Raw genomic sequence first — 16,385 nt, 5'->3', positions numbered from 1 at the left:
CAGTCGCTCGATCAGCGCGATGAGCCGGCACCGTTCAATGCCAGCAGGCCCTGCAGCGGGACCTGGACCCAGTCGGTGCGATTGTTGAGTTCGTAGCGCAGCTCGTACAGCGCCTTTTCAAGTTCGAACAATTCGAGAAGATTCGCGTCGATCGGCGCCGCCGTTCCAGCCGAAGCCATTGTCGCCCGATAGGCCGAGAGGAAGGCATCCCGCGCGGCAAGCTCCCAGTCGCGCGCTGGTGCGTCGAGCCGCTGGAGCTCGTCGGCGTTCTGCGCCACGCGCCGCAAGGCCGACCAGCGCGCGTAGTTGAACGAGCGCAGCATGCCCGCGACGTCGCGCAGCGGCGAGCCCTTGGCGCGGCGCTCCTCGAAGCTGCGCGTGGGTTCGCCTTCGAAATCGATGATGACAAAATCGTTGTCGGCCACCAGCACCTGGCCCAGGTGGTAGTCGCCGTGGTAGCGGGTCTTGGTGCCGCCTTCGACGTTCCCGGCTGCCGCGCTGATGCGCCTTTGCAGCGCCTCGTGGCGCGACAGAAGGGCTTGCGCGTCCTCTTGCGCGGCCGGGGGAAGCAGCAGCAGGCGATCGCGCAGCAAGGCCAGCGTGGCGGTGGCGTCATCGAGTGCGCGCTCGCGCATCGCCTCGACGTCGCCCGGCTCGAACGGCTCGGGATCGAAGGCCGCGTCGCCTGTGCGTGCGGCCAGCGCCAAATGGAGCTCGGCGGTGCGCCGGCCGAGCACCACCATCAGCGCGAGGAAGCCGCCGTGGGCCTGGGCCGGTGCGGCCGCGGCGAAGGCATCGGCGCCCGCCGTACGCAGCTCTTCGAGGAAGCGCTCCAGATAGCCGAGCGTGTAGACCCAGCCGTCGCCCTGGTTGGTCACGTAGGCCTGGACCATCGCCAGCGTCACCACGCGGCCGTCGTCGCCGAGGTATTCGAGTGCGCCCAGGACCGGAACGCAATGCGGAAAGCGTGCGACGCTGGTCAGGAACCAACCCATCTCGAGCTCGGGATTCACGCCGTCGCGCAGGTTGCGATAGCCCTTGAGGAACAGGGTCTCGTCGAAGGTGACGACGGTGTTGCTGCTCACCGCGCTGGGGCGGGCCACGGGCAGCGCAGCGAGGGCTACGGGAAGGTCGCTGAACGCGTCGGTGGCCGTGAAGCGCAACCGGCCGGCGTAGGTGGCGATCTCCTTGCCGGCGCGGATGGCCTCGACCACCGCGCGGCAGAAGGCCTCGTCATAGAAGGCGTCGGCCATCACGCCCACGTTGGACTGCTGCCGCACCTTGGCCAGCGCGGCCGGCGTGAGGCGGTTGAAGCGCTCCTCGTCCTGCTCTTCCCATGCCAGCGCCAGCGGCACGAAGTAGGTCGACGCTTCGGGCGGGCCGTCGAGCTGCAGCAGCGGCAGCATCCAGCTGAATTCGCCGGCGTCCCACACCGCATGGTCGACCAGCCGCGCGCGCTCGATCGGCGTGCCCTTGGAAGCGTACCAGCGCTGGATCTCCAGAAAGCGCGGCAGCGTGTCGGTCTCGAACTGCGTCAGCATCCGTTCGGCCATGCCGATGCGCCACGGCATCACGCGGTCGCGGAAGAAGCTGGTCCAGCCGTCGAACAGCACCAGCGTCGGCCGGTCCTGCAGCCCGACGCCTTCCTGGTGCCAGCTCGGCATCTCGGCATCGGCCGCGAGGCGGAACCAGTAGAAGCCGTACGAGGGCAAGGTCAGCAGGTAGGGCAGCTCGCCGATGGGCGGGAAGGAGGTGCGGCCCAGCATCTCGACCGGCACCTTGCCCTTGTAGGCCGACAGGTTGAGCTCCACCGGCTGCGCCGCGCGCGAGAGGTTGAAGACCGTGAGGATGGTGTCCTCGTCGTACTCGCTCAGGTAGGCCAGGATCTTGCGGTTGCCGGGCTTCAGGAAGATGCGCTTGCCGCGCCCGAAGGCGTGGCTGGTCTTGCGCACGGCCAGCATGCGTCGCGTCCAGTTGAGCAGCGAGCTGGCGTCGCGCGCCTGCGCCTCCACGTTGAGCGCCTCGAAGCCGTACATCGGGTCCATGATCGGCTGCAGATAGAGGCGCTGCGGGTCGGCGCGCGAGAAACCGGCGTTGCGATCGGGGCTCCACTGCATCGGCGTGCGCACGCCGTTGCGGTCGCCGACGAACACGTTGTCGCCCATGCCGATCTCGTCGCCGTAGTAGATGATCGGCGAGCCCGGCATCGACAGCAGCATGCCGTTCATCAGTTTGACGCGGTCGAGGTCGTTCTCCATCAGCGGCGCGAGCCGGCGCCGGATGCCGACGTTGATGCGGGCGCGCAGGTCGGCGGCATACATGAGGTACATGTAGTCGCGCTCCTTGCTGGTCACCATCTCCAGCGTCAGCTCGTCATGGTTGCGCAGGAAGATGGCCCATTGGCAGCCTTCGGGAATCTCGGGCGTCTGCTGGATGATCTCGACGATCGGATGGCGGTCCTCCTGCGCGATCGCCATGTACATGCGCGGCATCAAGGGGAAATGGTAGGCCATGTGGCACTCGTTGCCCTCGCCGAAGTACTCGCGCACGTCCTCGGGCCACATGTTGGCCTCGGCCAGCAAGAAGCGGTTCTTGTAGCGGGCGTCGATGGCGGCGCGCAGCTTCTTGATCACCGCGTGCGTCTCCGGCAGGTTCTCGTTGCTGGTGCCGTCGCGCTCGACCAGGTAGGGAATCGCGTCCAGCCGAAAGCCGTCGACGCCCATGTCGAGCCAGAAGCGCATGGTCTTGAACACGGCCTCCAGCACCTGGGGGTTGTCGAAGTTCAGGTCCGGCTGGTGGCTGAAGAAGCGATGCCAGTAGTAGGCCTTGGCAATCGGGTCCCAGCTCCAGTTGGAGGTCTCGGTGTCGGTGAAGATGATGCGCGTGCCCTGGTAGAGCTGGTCGCTGTCGCTCCAGACGTAGAAGTCGCGCTCGGGCGAGCCGGGCGGCGCGCGGCGTGCGGCCTGGAACCACGGGTGGTCGCTCGAGGTGTGGTTGATGACGAGCTCGGTGATCACGCGCAGGCCGCGGCGGTGCGCCGCATCCAGCATCTCGCGGAAATCGTCCAGCGTGCCGTACTGGGGGTGCACGTTCTCGTACTCGGCGATGTCGTAGCCGTCGTCGCGCAAGGGCGAGGGGTAGAAGGGCATCAGCCAGATGGTGTTGACGCCCAGGTCCTTCACGTAGTCGAGCTTGGCCGTGACGCCCTTGAAGTCGCCGACGCCGTCATCGTTGGAATCGAAGAAGGCCTTGACGTTGAGCTGGTAGATGACCGCATCGCGGTACCACAGCGGATCGTCGCTGCTGTCGATCTCGACGGTTTCGAGAGCAATGTGCGGTACTGGAGCGTTCATGGGCGCAAGACCTCACTGGAAATAGTCGAACTCGCGCTCGTCGCGAACCCGGCGCCGCACCCGGAAGATGTGGGCCGGCACGCTGTGCGGATCGAGCCGGACGAAGTGACGATCTCCCTGCCACACGAAGCGCTGGTTGCTCAGCAGGTCGTGCATCTGGAACGGATGCCCGGCCTCGCAATCGATGGACGCGGGATCGAGCGCGAGCCAGCCGGACTGCACGTTGTGCGGGTCGAGGTTCACCACCGTCACCACCACGTTGACGCCGTCGTCCGAGCGCTTGGCGTAGGCCAGCAGCTGGTCGTTGTCGATCGCGAGGAAGCGCAGGCCGCGGTCGGCATGGAGCGCGGGGTTGTCGCGCCGGATGCCGTTGACGCGGGCGATGAAGGGCGCGAGGCTTCCCGGATCGTCGTGGTTCCAGGCGCGCAGCTGGTACTTCTCGGAATGCAGGTACTCCTCGCTGCCCGGCTCGCGCGGCAGGTGCTCGCGCAGTTCAAAGGCGGGGCCGTAGATGCCGTAGTTGGCCGCCAGCGTCGCGGCGAGAACCAGGCGCGCCATGAAGACCGCGGGCTCGCCGCCCTGCAGGCGCTCGTGCAGGATGTCGGGCGTGTTGGGCCAGACGTTGGGGCGGAAATATTCGCTGCCCGGTCCCGCCGAGAGTTCGGTGAAGTACTCGGTCAGTTCCTGCTTGCCGTTGCGCCAGGTGAAGTAGGTGTAGGACTGCGTGAAGCCCAGCTTGGCCAACCGGTGCATCACCTTGGGCCGCGTGAAGGCTTCGGCCAGGAAGATGACCTCGGGATGCTGGCGCTTGATTTCGCCGATCGCCCATTCCCAGAACGGGAACGCCTTGGTGTGCGGGTTGTCGACCCGGAAGATCTTGACGCCCTCGGCGATCCAGTGGTCGAAGACGCTCTTGAGCTCGGCCCACAGCGCGGGCCAGTCCTCGCTCTCGAAGTTGAAGGGGTAGATGTCCTGGTATTTCTTCGGCGGGTTCTCGGCGTACTGCACGCTGCCGTCCGGCCGCCAGCGGAACCAGCTGGGATGCGCCTTCACGTACGGATGGTCCGGCGCGCACTGGAAGGCGATGTCGAGTGCGATCTCGAGGCCGTGGCCGGCCGCCTGCGCGATCAGATGCCGGAAGTCCTCGGCCGTGCCGAGTTCGGGCAGGATGGACTTGTGGCCGCCTTCGGCCGCGCCGATGGCCCACGGGCTGCCGACGTCGTCCGCCTTGGCGACCAGCGCATTGTTCTTGCCCTTGCGCTGCACGCGGCCGATCGGATGGATCGGCGGGAAGTACAGCACGTCGAAGCCCATGGCCGCGATCGCGGGCAGGCGCGCTGCCACGTCCTTGAAGCTGCCGTGGCGTCCGGCCTCGGTCGCCGTCGAGCGCGGGAACAGCTCGTACCAGCTACTGAAGCGGGCGCGATCGCGATCGGCCACCAGCGGCAGCTCCAACGGATACTGCGCCGCGAGGCGGCGGTCCGGGTAGCGGGCTGCGAGCGCGGCCAGGGCTTCGTCCAGCGCCAGCGCCTTGAGCACCGTCGCATCGGCCGCGTCGGCGACGGCGGCGCTGTGCAGTTCCATGCCCCAGCGGGCCAGCGTCTTGCGCTCCACGCCATTGGCACGTTCGGCGGCCGCCGCGATCTCGAGCGCGCCGATCTGCGATGCGATGCGGATGTCGTCGAGCTCGACGCGGCGCGCCATGTCGTGGCGCCAGGACTCGAAGGCATCGACCCAGGCCGCGACGGTGTAGCGGTAGCGGCCGATCGCGGGCGGCGTGAACTCGGCCTCCCAGACGTCGTTGCCCAGCGGCTTCATCGGCAGCTCGGCCCCGTGGGCGTCGTCCTCGCTGCGCCAGCGCAGCATGACCCGCAGCATGTCGTGCCCGTCGGCGAAGCAGTGCGCCTGCACGCGCAGCGCTTCCCCGGCCACGCGCTTCACGGGAAAGCGCCCGCCGTCCACGATGGGCAGGACGGCGTCGATGACGGCGCGTACGCGGCCGTCCGCGCCGTCCGGATGGGTGGGGGGGCGGACCGGGGTATTTTTCTCAGCCATGGGGGGTGTGCTCGAGGAACAGGGTCGAAAGCGGCGGCAAGGTGAGGCACACGGAGTGCATGCGGCCATGGGCGCGCACCGGCGCCGACTCGATGCCGCCGAGGTTGCCCCAGCCCGCGCCGCCGAACTCGCCGGCGTCGCTGTTGACGAGCTCGCGCCAGAAGCCGGGTGCCGGCACGCCGAGCAGGTAGTTGGTGCGCGGCACCGGCGTCATGTTGCTGACGACCAGGAGCGGCGCGCCGCCGTCGCGCGCCTTGCGCAGGAAGGCGAACACGCTGCGGTCCGCGTCGTCGGCCGCGACCCATTCGAAGCCGGTGGCGGAGAAGTCGAGCTGGTGCAGCGCGGGCGTGGCGCGGTAGACGCGGTTGAGTTCCTTCACGAAACGCTGCAGGCCTGCATGGCCCTCGAGCGCGGCGACCCACCATTCGAGCTCGTCGTCATGGTTCCATTCGCGCCGCTGGCCGAACTCGCCGCCCATGAACAGCAGCTTCTTGCCCGGATGCCCCCACATGAAGCCGAGTAGCGCGCGCAGGTTGGCGAACTGCTGCCATGCATCGCCCGGCATCTTGTTGAGCAGCGAGCCCTTGCCATGCACCACCTCATCGTGCGACAGCGGCAGCACGAAGTTCTCGTTGAAGGCATACACCAGCGAGAAGGTGAGCTTGTGGTGGTGGTACTTGCGATGGACCGCGTCTTCCTTCATGTAGGCCAGGCTGTCGTGCATCCAGCCCATGTTCCATTTCATGCCGAAGCCCAGGCCGTCCATGTCGGTCGGGCGCGAGACGCGCGGCCAGGCGGTCGATTCCTCGGCGATGGTGAGCGTGTCGGGATGCTCGCGGTACACGGCCCGGTTCAGGGTCTGCAGGAACTCGACGGCTTCCAGGTTCTCGCGGCCGCCGTAGCGGTTGGGAATCCAGCCGCCGTGCTGACGCGCGTAGTCGAGGTAGAGCATCGAAGCGACCGCGTCGACGCGCAGGCCGTCCAGGTGGTATTTGTCGAGCCAGAACAGGGCCGACGAAATGAGGAAGCTGCGAACCTCGTTGCGGCCGTAGTTGAAGATGCTCGAGTTCCATTCAGGATGGAAGCCCTGTCGCGGATCGGCATGCTCGTAGAGATGGGTGCCGTCGAAGTAGCCGAGGCCGTGCTCGTCGGTCGGGAAGTGCGAGGGCACCCAGTCCAGCAGCACACCGACGCCGCGTTGGTGCAGGTGGTCGACGAAATACATGAAATCCTGCGGCGTGCCGAAGCGCGCGGTGGGCGCGAAGTAGCCTGTGGTCTGGTAGCCCCAGGAGCCGTAGAACGGATGCTCGGTCACCGGCATGAGCTCGACGTGCGTGAAGCCCATCTCGGTCACATAGTCGCCCAGCTCGTGCGCGAGTTCGCGGTAGCCGAAGAAGTGACCCTCCTTGCGCCGCCAGGAGCCGAGGTGCAACTCGTAGACGGACATCGGCGCATCCAGCGCATTCTTCGGTGCACGCGCGGACATCCATTCGCGGTCGCTCCACACGTAGTCGAGTGTCCAGATGCGGGAGGCCGTGGCCGGCGGCAGCTCGGCGCAGAAGGCGAAGGGGTCGGCCTTGTCGACCTGCCAGCCGCCATGGCGTGACCGGATGCGGTACTTGTAGGCCTGCCCTGGCGCGGCATCGGGGGCGTGGCCCTGCCAGATGCCGAGCTCGCCGCGCGACTCGAGCAGGTCGACTTCGGCCGACCAGCCGTTCCAGTCCCCGATCACGCTCACGGATTCGGCGTTCGGCGCCCAGACCGCAAAGTCCGCGCCTCCCGTCGCCCGGAGGTGGCAGCCGAGGCGCTCGTAGAGCCGCGAGTGGGTGCCTTCCGCGAACAGGTAGCCGTCTTGTGGACCGATGAATTGGTTTTGCTTTTGGGTATGCACAGCCCGCCATTGAAGTGCTGGCCGGGCCGTGCGCAAGCGCGGCGCATGCGCTTCAGGATGTCGGACAGCAACTCGTTCGTCGGTCCCTGTAAGTCTTTTCGGGAACAGGAGCGGGTGCTGCTCCTACGCGGGCTGGTGGCGGTCTTCGCGAAGTTCGGGAAAACTCTGCAGGAGACGCGCGATGCCCGTCAGCTCTTCCGATCTCAAGCTTCCCGGCCATCACTTCGTGATCGAGAACTCGCAGGGAAAGGTGACGGTTCGCGTGAACAACGAAGCCTTGATCGCGCTCGGCGCAACGCCCGACGAAGAGAGCCTGTCGGCCACCCTCGAACGCCACATGCCGCGGCTGCGCGCCCTTGCGATGCAACTGGCGGGAGGCAGCCGCTGCAGCGAAATCACCATTCGCAGCGCAGACATCTGGTGGTCTTCCTGGCGACGCTAGCGCAACGAAGAAGAGCCCGGCTTACATTGCCGCGTAGGCGCCGGCGAACTCCTCGGCGAAGTCCTCGAAGCGCGTGGCCGTGGTGTTGGCGGCGTTTCGCCCCGCGCTCGGGCCGACCCGGCCTTCGTTGAAGGCGCGCGTCATCTCGATGTACAGCCCGGCAAAGCTCGGCGACAGACCGGCATCGACCATGGCGCCGGTCATGTCGGCCTCGCAGAGCTGCACATAGGCGAGCCCCCGCTTGCCGATGCGCTCGCCGAGGATGCGTGCCACCTCGGTGTGGCTCAGATCGCGCTGGCCGAGCAGCTCGCGCACGGCGACGCCGCTCCAGTCGCGCGCCAGCAGCGCCTGGGCCGCGACCGCGGCGATGTCATCGGCTGCGATCATGGGCACGGCGATGTCCGCCTCGACGGTGTCCGCCATCAGGCCCGCTTCCTTGATCTGCCCCAGCGCGTCGTAAAAATTCTCGAAGAAGGAGACCGGGCGCAGCAGCAGCAGGTGGACGCCGGCGATCCGCTTCAGCCGCTCTTCCTGCGCATGCAGCCCGGCGATCACGCCCGTGCCTTCGCCCTGGTCCGCGCCCAGGCTGCTGAGCGCGACGACATGGCGCACGCCGCTCGCGCGCAGGGCTTCGGCGATGGCCTCGCCTTCCTGGTCCTGCCGGGCCCGGTAGTCGGGCGCGCGGCGATCGGTGGCCAGCAACGTGTAGACGGCATCGGCACCGCGAAAGGCCTGCGCGAGAAAAGTCGGGTCGCAGGTGTCGCCCGCCAGCACTTCGGCGCCGGCGCGTTCGAGCGCGGCCAGCTTGGCCGGGTTGCGGCCGAGGGCGCGCACCTTGGCGCCGGCGGCCAGCAGACGCCTGGCAATCTTGCCGCCGGTGTGGCCGGTGGCGCCCATGACGGTGATGGTGGGGATGGTGTTGCTCATGTCCGTTGCTCCTTGGGTTGGGGTTGACATGGCGTCTACTATCGTCGGCGAGAACAGGCTTATCAATGCTTGAAGATCGCTTGTTCTTGCTCATTCGTCCAGGCGAGCTGGACGATCGCATCCAGGCTTCGCATACTGCCCGCATGAAGCTCAAAGACGTCCTGGTGCCCGTGGATCCGCTCGGCGAGGCGCTGCACTTCCTGCGGATGAGCGGCATCTTCTATTGCCGCTCCGAGTTCACCGCGCCCTGGGGCTTGACGCTGCCGCCGATGGCGGACAGCCTGATGTTCCATGCCGTGACCTCCGGCCCCTGCTGGCTCGAGGTCGAGGGCAGCGAGCCGCAATTGCTGCAGCCGGGCGATTTCGCGCTGGTGCCGCATGGTGCGGGTCATCGGCTGGTGAGCGAACCGGGCGCCGAGGCGCCCGGGCTTTTCGATCTTCCGCGCGAGCAGCAGAGCGACCGCTACGAGGTGCTACGGCACGGCGGCGGTGGCGCGGCCACTCACCTGGTCTGCGGCGCGGTGCGCTTCGATCACCCGGCCGCGCACCGGCTGGCCAAGCTGCTGCCCAGCGTGATCCGCATCGATGCTTCGGCGTCGCCCGAGGCCGACTGGCTCGGCAGCACGCTGCGCTTCATGGCCGCCGAAGCGCATGCCATGCAGCCGGGCGGCGAAACCATCATCACGCGGCTGGCCGACATCCTCGTGATCCAGGCGATCCGCTCGTGGATGGCGCGCGACCCCGCGGCCCGCACCGGATGGCTGGGCGCGCTGCAGGACCGGCAGATCGGCCGCGCCATCTCGCTCATCCACCGCGATCCCGCGCGGCCGTGGACGGTGGCCTCGCTGGCGGCCGAGGTCGCGATGTCGCGCTCGGCCTTCGCGGCACGCTTCACGGCGCTGGTCGGGGAGCCGGCGATGCACTACGTGGCGCGCTGGCGCATGCATGTCGCGCTGACCCTGCTGCAGGAGAAGAATGCGCGGCCGGTCGAACTCGCGAGCCAGCTCGGCTACCAGTCCGAGGCGGCCTTCAGCCGTTCCTTCAAGCGCTTCATCGGCGTGTCGCCGGGGGCGGCGCGGCGCCAGCGCGACATCGTGCTGCCCGACTTCTGACTTCTGATCAGCCGCCGAACAGCGGCGCCGGCAGGCCGGGGCTGTCGATGCGCACCGCGAACAGTGCGCCGGCCTCGGGCTCGGCTTCGCGCTGCGCGGGTGTCAGGCCGCTGGTCGCGCTCGAGATGTAGAGCGTGCACAGGTCCGCATCGCCGAAAGCGCAGTTGGTGATGTGGCTGGTGGGCAGCTTCACGCGGCAGAGTTCTTCGGCGCTGACCGGGTCGTGGCAGCTCACGCAGGCGCCGCCCCAGTGCGCGATCCAGAGCCGGCCGGCGGCGTCGGTGGTCATGCCGTCGGGCAGGCCGTCGCCGCGCGCGAAACGCAGCCACTGGCGCTTGTTGGCGAGCGTTCCGGCGGCCATGTCGAAGTCGTAGGCGTAGATGCGGCCGGTGACGGTGTCGTTGAAGTACATCGTCCCTCCGCCCTGCGACCAGGTCGGGCCGTTGGTCACGGCAAAGCCCTGGTCGTGGCGGCTGCAGCGGCCATCGGGGTCGAAGCGGTAGAGCGCACCGGTCGGCGCCTCGCAGGCGAAGTCCATAGTGCCGCCCCAGAAGCGGCCTTCTGCATCGCATTTGCCATCGTTGAAACGGTTGGCAGGCAGTTCCGGCTCGGGCTGGTGCAGGTATTTGGGCGGCACCTCGCTCGCCGCCGGATCGAAGAGCGCGAAGCCGCGGCGCAGCGTGACGATCAGGCCCGGCGTGTTGGCCCGCTCGGCCAGCGCCGTGATCTCCTCGTCGAAATCCCAACTCTTACGCTCGCCGCCGGCGGGGTCGAAGCGATGCAGCCGGCGCTCGAGGATGTCGACCCAGTAGAGCGCCTGTTCGCGCACCGACCACAGTGTGCCTTCGCCGAGTGTGGCGCCGGCCGGCCAGACGCAGCGGGGGGCTTCGAGGACCGTGGGCGGGGATGTCTTGTTCAAGCTTGTCTCCTGCGGTGTCCCTTGACGCGGCGGATCGTATCAAGGCATATTGATATTAGAAATCAATTATTTTCGTATTGATTGATACGTAAATTGCAATCTCATATTTTGGAGACACCTGATGAATCCCGCCCCCGCACTTTCCACCTATCCGAGCCTGAAGGGAAGGCCGGTTTTCGTCACCGGCGGCGGCAGCGGCATTGGCGCCGCAATGGTGAGCGCCTTCGTCGAACAAGGCGCGCGCGTGGCTTTCGTCGACATCGCCGAGGGCGCGAGCCAGGCGCTCGCGCGGCAACTGGCGGAGGCGGGCCATGCCGCCCCGTGGTGGCGCGTGTGCGACGTGCGCGACGTGGCGGCGCTGCAGTCGTGCATCGCCGAGGCCGCGGCGGCGTTGGGCGATTTCGCGGTGCTGGTCAACAACGTCGCGAGCGACGATCGCCATACGCTGGAATCTGTGACGCCGGCCTACTACGAGGAGCGCATGGCGATCAACGAGCGGCCCGCCTTCTTCGCCATCCAGTCGGTGGTGCCGGGCATGCGGCGCCTGGGCTTCGGCTCGATCGTCAATCTCGGCTCGACCGGCTGGCAGGGCAAGGGCGGCGCCTACCCCTGCTATGCGATCGCGAAGTCGTCGGTCAACGGCCTCACGCGCGGGCTCGCCAGGCCGCTGGGCGAGGACCGCATCCGCATCAACACGGTGTCGCCGGGTTGGGTGATGACCGAGCGCCAGATCAAGCTCTGGCTCGACGCCGAGGGCGAGCGCGAGATCAAGCGCAACCAGTGCCTGCCCGACAAGCTGCAGCCGCAGGACATCGCGCGCATGGTGCTGTTCCTTGCCTCGGACGATGCGGCGATGTGCACGGCGCAGGAGTTCAAGGTGGACGCGGGCTGGGTGTAGGGGGCGTTTAAGTTGCCGCGCTCGCCCCCTGGATGGCGCTCGGCATGCGGTGCGGGCCGGGCTCGTGGGTGTTCGATGGTTGCGTGCGCGTCGAAGGCCCGGTGCCCCCACCCCCGCCCTCCCCCAATTGGGGGAGGGAGCAATACCGCCCGCCTCGGCCCCCCGGACTAATCCGCCTCCAGCCGCCGCCCGTACACCGCCAGGCATTGCGCCTTCAACGCCTTCATCATCACCTTGGCCGCCGGAGAGGGCAGCCGGTCGGTGCGCGTGATGAGGCCGAAGGCGTCCATGTGGCAGGGCATGTCGACCGGCAGCACGGCCCCGATGCCGTGCGCGGCGTAGTAGCGGGCCACGTCGGTCGCGAGCACGGCCACCATGTCGCTCTGCTGCAGCATGCGCGTGATGAAGAGCAGTGCCGCGGTCTCGATCACGTTGAGCGGCGGCGCGAGGCCTTCCTCCTGGAACATCAGGTCGAAGCGGTGGCGCAGCACGCTGCCCGCGGGCGGCACGATCCAGCCGGCGGACACCAGGTCGCGCAGGCCGAGGCCGGTCATGCCGAGCAGCGGATGCCCGGGGCGCACGAGCGCGCACACCGGCTCCTCGACCAGCGCCTCGTAGCGCAGGTTCGACTTGTCGTGCTCCGCGAAAAGGCGCGCGACCAGGATGTCGAGCTTGCCCTGCTCGAGCCGTTCGAACAGCACCGGGCTGGTCTCGATATCGAGCGAGATGCGCAGGTTCGGCTGCTCGCGCTTCACGGCCGCCATCGCCGGCGGCAGCAGAACCAGGCCGGGCGAGGTGACCGCGCCGATGCCGACCTGGCCGAAGCTGCCGGCCTTGAGCGCGACGAGCTCGTCGTGCGCCTGGTTGAGGCTCGCCAGCGCTTCGCGCGCGTGGCGGATCATGGTCTCGCCGTACCAGGTCGGCCGCATGCCGCGCGGCAGGCGCTCGAACAGCGAGACCTCCAGCACGTCCTCCAGATCCTTTAGCAGCTTCGAGGCCGCGGGCTGCGTCATGTTGAGCACCTGGGCCGCGCGATGGATGTTGCCTTCCTCGGCCAGGGCCACGAGCAACAGCAGCTGGCGGGTCTTGAGGCGCGCACGGATAAACCAGTGCGTGTAGTTGGTCATGGGGTTTTCCTGAATGCTTCTTCTGATATCGATTCAATCCAAATATTGATTGGAAAGATATTGGTGTGATTCCTAAACTCGCCGCACCTTGAAGCGCAGCCACCTCCAACAGAACGCCAGGCAGTACATCAACGGCCGCTGGGAGACCGGCGTGACCAGCGGCCTGAGCGAAAACCCGTCCGACACGCGCGAGGTGGTCGCCGAGTACGCCCGCGCCGACCGCAGCCAGACCGAATCGGCGATCCGGGCGGCGGTCGATGCCTTCCCGCACTGGAGCCGGACCACGCCGCAGCGCCGCGCCGACGTGCTCGACCAGATCGGCAGCGAGCTGCTGGCGCGCCGCGAAGAGCTCGGCGTGCTGCTGGCGCGCGAGGAAGGCAAGACCCTGTCCGAGGCCATCGCCGAAGCGACGCGCGCGGGCCAGATCTTCAAGTTCTTCGCCGGCGAGGCGCTGCGCGCCGGGGGCGAAACGATGTCCTCGATGCGGCCCGGCGTGCAGGTCGACGTCACGCGCGAGCCCGTGGGGGTGGTCGGCCTGATCGCGCCCTGGAACTTTCCGCTCGCGATTCCCGCCTGGAAGATTGCGCCCGCACTCGCCTACGGCAACAGCGTGGTGTTCAAGCCGGCCGAACTGGTGCCGGCCTGCGGCTGGGCCTTGAGCGAGATCATCAGCCGCGCGGCGCTGCCGGCCGGTACCTTCAACCTCGTGATGGGCAGCGGCCGCGAGGTCGGCCAGACGATCGTCGACAGCCCCCTGGTCGATGCGATCAGCTTCACCGGCTCGGTCGAGACCGGCGAGCGCATCCTGCGGGCCGCATCGGCGCGCCATGCCAAGGTGCAGCTCGAGATGGGCGGCAAGAATCCGCTCGTGGTGCTGGCCGACGCCGACCTCGAGCTTGCCGTCGACTGCGCGGTGCAGGGCGCCTATTTCTCGACCGGGCAGCGTTGCACCGCGTCGAGCCGGCTGATCGTCGAAGCGCCGGTGCACGATGCCTTCGTCGCGCGCCTGCGCCGCCGCATGGCCGCGCTCCAGGTCGGGCATGCGCTGGAGCGCGGCATCGACATCGGTCCGGTGGTCGACCGCCGCCAGCTCGGGCAGAACATGGCCTCGATCGCGGCCGCGATCGAGGAGGGCGCCGAGCACGTGTGGGGCGGCGAGCTGCTGGAGCGGCCGACCGCCGGCCACTACATGAGCCCGGCGCTCTTCTTGGCCCGGCCCCATCAGCGCGTGGCGCGCGAGGAGATCTTCGGGCCGGTCGCCTGCGTGCTGCGCGCCGACGACTACGAGCATGCGCTGGTGCTGGCCAACGACACGCCCTTCGGCCTGTGTGCCGGCATCTGCACCGGCTCGCTGCAGCGCGCCATGCATTTCAAGCGCCATGCCAAGGTGGGCATGACCATGGTCAACCTGCCGACCGCTGGCGTCGACTACCACGTGCCCTTCGGCGGCCGCAAGGCCTCGAGCTACGGGCCGCGGGAGCAGGGGCGCTACGCGGCCGAGTTCTACACCACGGTCAAGACGGGGTACGTGATGGCCTGACGCACGCACCCCGGGGCCTCAAGTTTTTTCACCACGACAACCACAGGAGACAGACCATGAAACTGAACCGTCGCACGCTCACCACCCTTGCTCTCGCAGCCGCCTCGCTGGCTTCGCTGCTGCCGGGCACGGCGCTGGCGCAGAAGAAGATCGTTCTCGGCTTCGCCCAGGTCGGCGCCGAAAGCGAGTGGCGCACCGCCAACACCGAGTCGATCAAGTCGGCCGCCAAGGAGTCCGGCATCGAGCTCAAGTTCTCCGACGGGCAGCAGAAGCAGGAGAACCAGATCAAGGCGATCCGCTCCTACATCGCGCAGAAGGTCGACGTCATCGCGTTCTCGCCGGTGGTCGAGTCGGGCTGGGAGACGGTGCTGCGCGAAGCCAAGGCCGCCAAGATCCCGGTGGTGCTGACCGACCGCTCCGTCAACACCAAGGACGACTCGCTCTACGTCACCTTCATGGGCTCCGACTTCGTCGAGGAAGGCCGCAAGGCCGGGCGCTGGATGGTCGAGAAGATGAAGGACCAGAAGGGCGAGGTCAACATCGTCGAGTTACAGGGCACCGTGGGCTCGGCGCCGGCGATCGACCGCAAGAAGGGTTTCGAGGAAATCATCAAGGCCGACCCGAAGTTCAAGATCATCCGCTCGCAGACCGGCGACTTCACGCGCGCCAAGGGCAAGGAAGTGATGGAAGCCTTCCTCAAGGCCGAGGGCAAGAAGATCAACGTGCTCTATGCGCACAACGACGACATGGCGATCGGCGCGATCCAGGCCATCGAGGAAGCGGGCCTGAAGCCGGCCAAGGACATCACGATCATCTCGATCGACGCGGTCAAGGGCGCCTTCGAGGCCATGATGGCCGGCAAGCTCAACGTGTCGGTCGAATGCAGCCCGCTCCTGGGTCCGCAACTGATGACGGCCGTGAAGGACATCAAGGCCGGCAAGACGATTCCGAAGCGCATCGTGACCGAGGAGGGGATCTTCCCGATGGAAGTAGCCAAGACCGAATTCCCCAAGCGCAAATACTGAGCGCACAACGAAGGAGATATCCCAATGAAACGCATTTTTCTCAAGACCCTGCTCGCCGGCGCCGCCATGGGCCTGATCGGCATCACTTCGCTCGCCCAGGCCCAGGACAAGGGTCCGATCGCGATCTCGATGCCGACCAAGTCGTCGGCGCGCTGGATCGCCGATGGCGCCAACATGGTCAAGTACTTCAAGGAGAAGGGCTACAAGACCGATCTCCAGTACGCCGACGACGACATCCCGAACCAGCTCGCGCAGATCGAGAACATGGTGACCAAGGGCTCCAAGGTGCTGGTGATCGCCGCGATCGACGGCAGCACCTTGTCGGACGTGTTGCAGAAGGCGGCCGACAAGGGCGTCAAGGTGATTGCCTACGACCGGCTGATCAAGGGCTCGAAGAACGTCGACTACTACGCGACCTTCGACAACTTCCAGGTCGGCGTGCTGCAGGCGGGCTACATCGAGCAGGCGCTCAAGCTGAAGGAAGGCAAGGGCCCGTACAACATCGAGCTCTTCGGCGGCTCGCCGGACGACAACAACGCCTTCTTCTTCTACAACGGCGCGATGTCGGTGCTGAAGCCCTACATCGACAGCGGCAAGCTGGTGGTGCGCAGCAAGCAGCTGGGCATGGACAAGGTCTCCACGCTGCGCTGGGACGGCGCGGTGGCGCAGGCGCGCATGGACAACCTGCTGTCGGCCTACTACACCAAGGACCGGGTCGATGCGGTGCTGTCGCCCTATGACGGCCTGTCGATCGGCATCATCTCCTCGCTCAAGGGCGTGGGCTACGGCTCGGCCCAGCAGCCGATGCCGGTGGTGACGGGGCAGGATGCCGAAGTGCCCTCGGTCAAGTCGATCCTGCGCAAGGAGCAGACGGCGACCGTGTTCAAGGACACGCGCGAGCTGGCCAAGGTGACGGTGAACATGGTGGACGCGATGCTCGCGGGCAAGACGCCGGAAGTGAACGACACCAAGACCTACAACAACGGCGTCAAGGTCGTGCCCTCCTACCTGCTCAAGCCGATCAGCGTCGACGCATCGAACTGGAAGCAGGCACTGGTCGACAGCGGCTACTACAAGGAAAGCCAGATCAAGTAGT

12 protein-coding genes are annotated in these 16,385 nt (G+C 67.3%); 6 read left to right on the top strand and 6 right to left on the bottom strand.

Going from position 1 to position 16,385, the window contains the following annotated elements; translation table 11 throughout:
• Positions 1-11 precede the first annotated feature (11 nt).
• The 3 genes from treS to glgB are packed head-to-tail and all read right to left on the bottom strand — an operon-like array spanning position 12 to position 7,299.
• Positions 12-3,353, bottom strand: a complete 3,342-nt coding sequence (gene treS / locus BLS74_RS24185; RefSeq protein WP_093109697.1) for a maltose alpha-D-glucosyltransferase — start codon at positions 3,351-3,353, stop codon at positions 12-14.
• A gap of 12 nt (positions 3,354-3,365) precedes the next feature.
• Positions 3,366-5,408: an alpha-1,4-glucan--maltose-1-phosphate maltosyltransferase gene (locus BLS74_RS24180; RefSeq protein WP_093109696.1), complete on the bottom strand. Its 2,043-nt coding sequence runs from the start codon at positions 5,406-5,408 to the stop codon at positions 3,366-3,368.
• On the bottom strand, positions 5,401-7,299 hold the full coding sequence (gene glgB, locus BLS74_RS24175) for a 1,4-alpha-glucan branching protein GlgB (protein WP_093109695.1): 1,899 nt from the start codon (positions 7,297-7,299) through the stop codon (positions 5,401-5,403). Before glgB ends, BLS74_RS24180 begins: the two co-directional genes overlap by 8 nt.
• A gap of 181 nt (positions 7,300-7,480) precedes the next feature.
• Between glgB and BLS74_RS24170 the strand changes: the two genes are divergently transcribed.
• Positions 7,481-7,741 carry a hypothetical protein gene (locus tag BLS74_RS24170; protein ID WP_093109694.1) on the top strand — a complete coding sequence of 87 codons (261 nt, stop codon included), beginning with the start codon at positions 7,481-7,483 and terminating at the stop codon, positions 7,739-7,741.
• Positions 7,742-7,762: 21 nt separating this feature from the next.
• Here the strand turns inward: BLS74_RS24170 and BLS74_RS24165 are convergent, their stop codons facing one another.
• On the bottom strand, positions 7,763-8,668 hold the full coding sequence (locus tag BLS74_RS24165; RefSeq protein WP_093109693.1) for an NmrA family NAD(P)-binding protein: 906 nt from the start codon (positions 8,666-8,668) through the stop codon (positions 7,763-7,765).
• Positions 8,669-8,811: 143 nt separating this feature from the next.
• Here BLS74_RS24165 and BLS74_RS24160 point away from each other — a divergent pair, with 143 nt between their 5' ends.
• On the top strand, positions 8,812-9,780 hold the full coding sequence (locus BLS74_RS24160; RefSeq protein ID WP_093109744.1) for an AraC family transcriptional regulator: 969 nt from the start codon (positions 8,812-8,814) through the stop codon (positions 9,778-9,780).
• 7 nt (positions 9,781-9,787) lie between these two features.
• Here the strand turns inward: BLS74_RS24160 and BLS74_RS24155 are convergent, their stop codons facing one another.
• Positions 9,788-10,699: an SMP-30/gluconolactonase/LRE family protein gene (locus BLS74_RS24155; protein WP_093109692.1), complete on the bottom strand. Its 912-nt coding sequence runs from the start codon at positions 10,697-10,699 to the stop codon at positions 9,788-9,790.
• A 121-nt stretch (positions 10,700-10,820) separates the two neighbouring features.
• On the opposite strand from BLS74_RS24155, the gene BLS74_RS24150 reads away from it, so the two are divergent.
• Positions 10,821-11,597 (top strand): SDR family NAD(P)-dependent oxidoreductase, encoded by a 777-nt coding sequence (locus BLS74_RS24150; protein ID WP_093109691.1) that lies wholly within the window; start codon positions 10,821-10,823, stop codon positions 11,595-11,597.
• Between the two features lie 167 nt (positions 11,598-11,764).
• Here BLS74_RS24150 and BLS74_RS24145 read toward each other — a convergent pair whose 3' ends face one another.
• On the bottom strand, positions 11,765-12,724 hold the full coding sequence (locus tag BLS74_RS24145) for a LysR family transcriptional regulator (protein ID WP_093109690.1): 960 nt from the start codon (positions 12,722-12,724) through the stop codon (positions 11,765-11,767).
• An 88-nt stretch (positions 12,725-12,812) separates the two neighbouring features.
• On the opposite strand from BLS74_RS24145, the gene BLS74_RS24140 reads away from it, so the two are divergent.
• From BLS74_RS24140 to chvE, 3 genes are read left to right on the top strand one after another with little or no spacing between them, the layout of a single operon-like run.
• Positions 12,813-14,264 (top strand): aldehyde dehydrogenase family protein, encoded by a 1,452-nt coding sequence (locus BLS74_RS24140; RefSeq protein ID WP_093109689.1) that lies wholly within the window; start codon positions 12,813-12,815, stop codon positions 14,262-14,264.
• Between the two features lie 56 nt (positions 14,265-14,320).
• Positions 14,321-15,289 carry an ABC transporter substrate-binding protein gene (locus BLS74_RS24135; protein ID WP_093109688.1) on the top strand — a complete coding sequence of 323 codons (969 nt, stop codon included), beginning with the start codon at positions 14,321-14,323 and terminating at the stop codon, positions 15,287-15,289.
• A 24-nt stretch (positions 15,290-15,313) separates the two neighbouring features.
• On the top strand, positions 15,314-16,384 hold the full coding sequence (gene chvE, locus BLS74_RS24130) for a multiple monosaccharide ABC transporter substrate-binding protein (protein WP_093109687.1): 1,071 nt from the start codon (positions 15,314-15,316) through the stop codon (positions 16,382-16,384).
• Position 16,385: the final 1 nt, after the last annotated feature.

It is taken from the genome of Variovorax sp. CF079 (genome assembly GCF_900101545.1).
Classification (GTDB): Bacteria; Pseudomonadota; Gammaproteobacteria; order Burkholderiales; family Burkholderiaceae_C; genus Variovorax.
The sequence above is the reverse complement of the archived record's forward strand: the minus strand, read 5'-3'. Positions and strand labels throughout refer to the sequence as shown.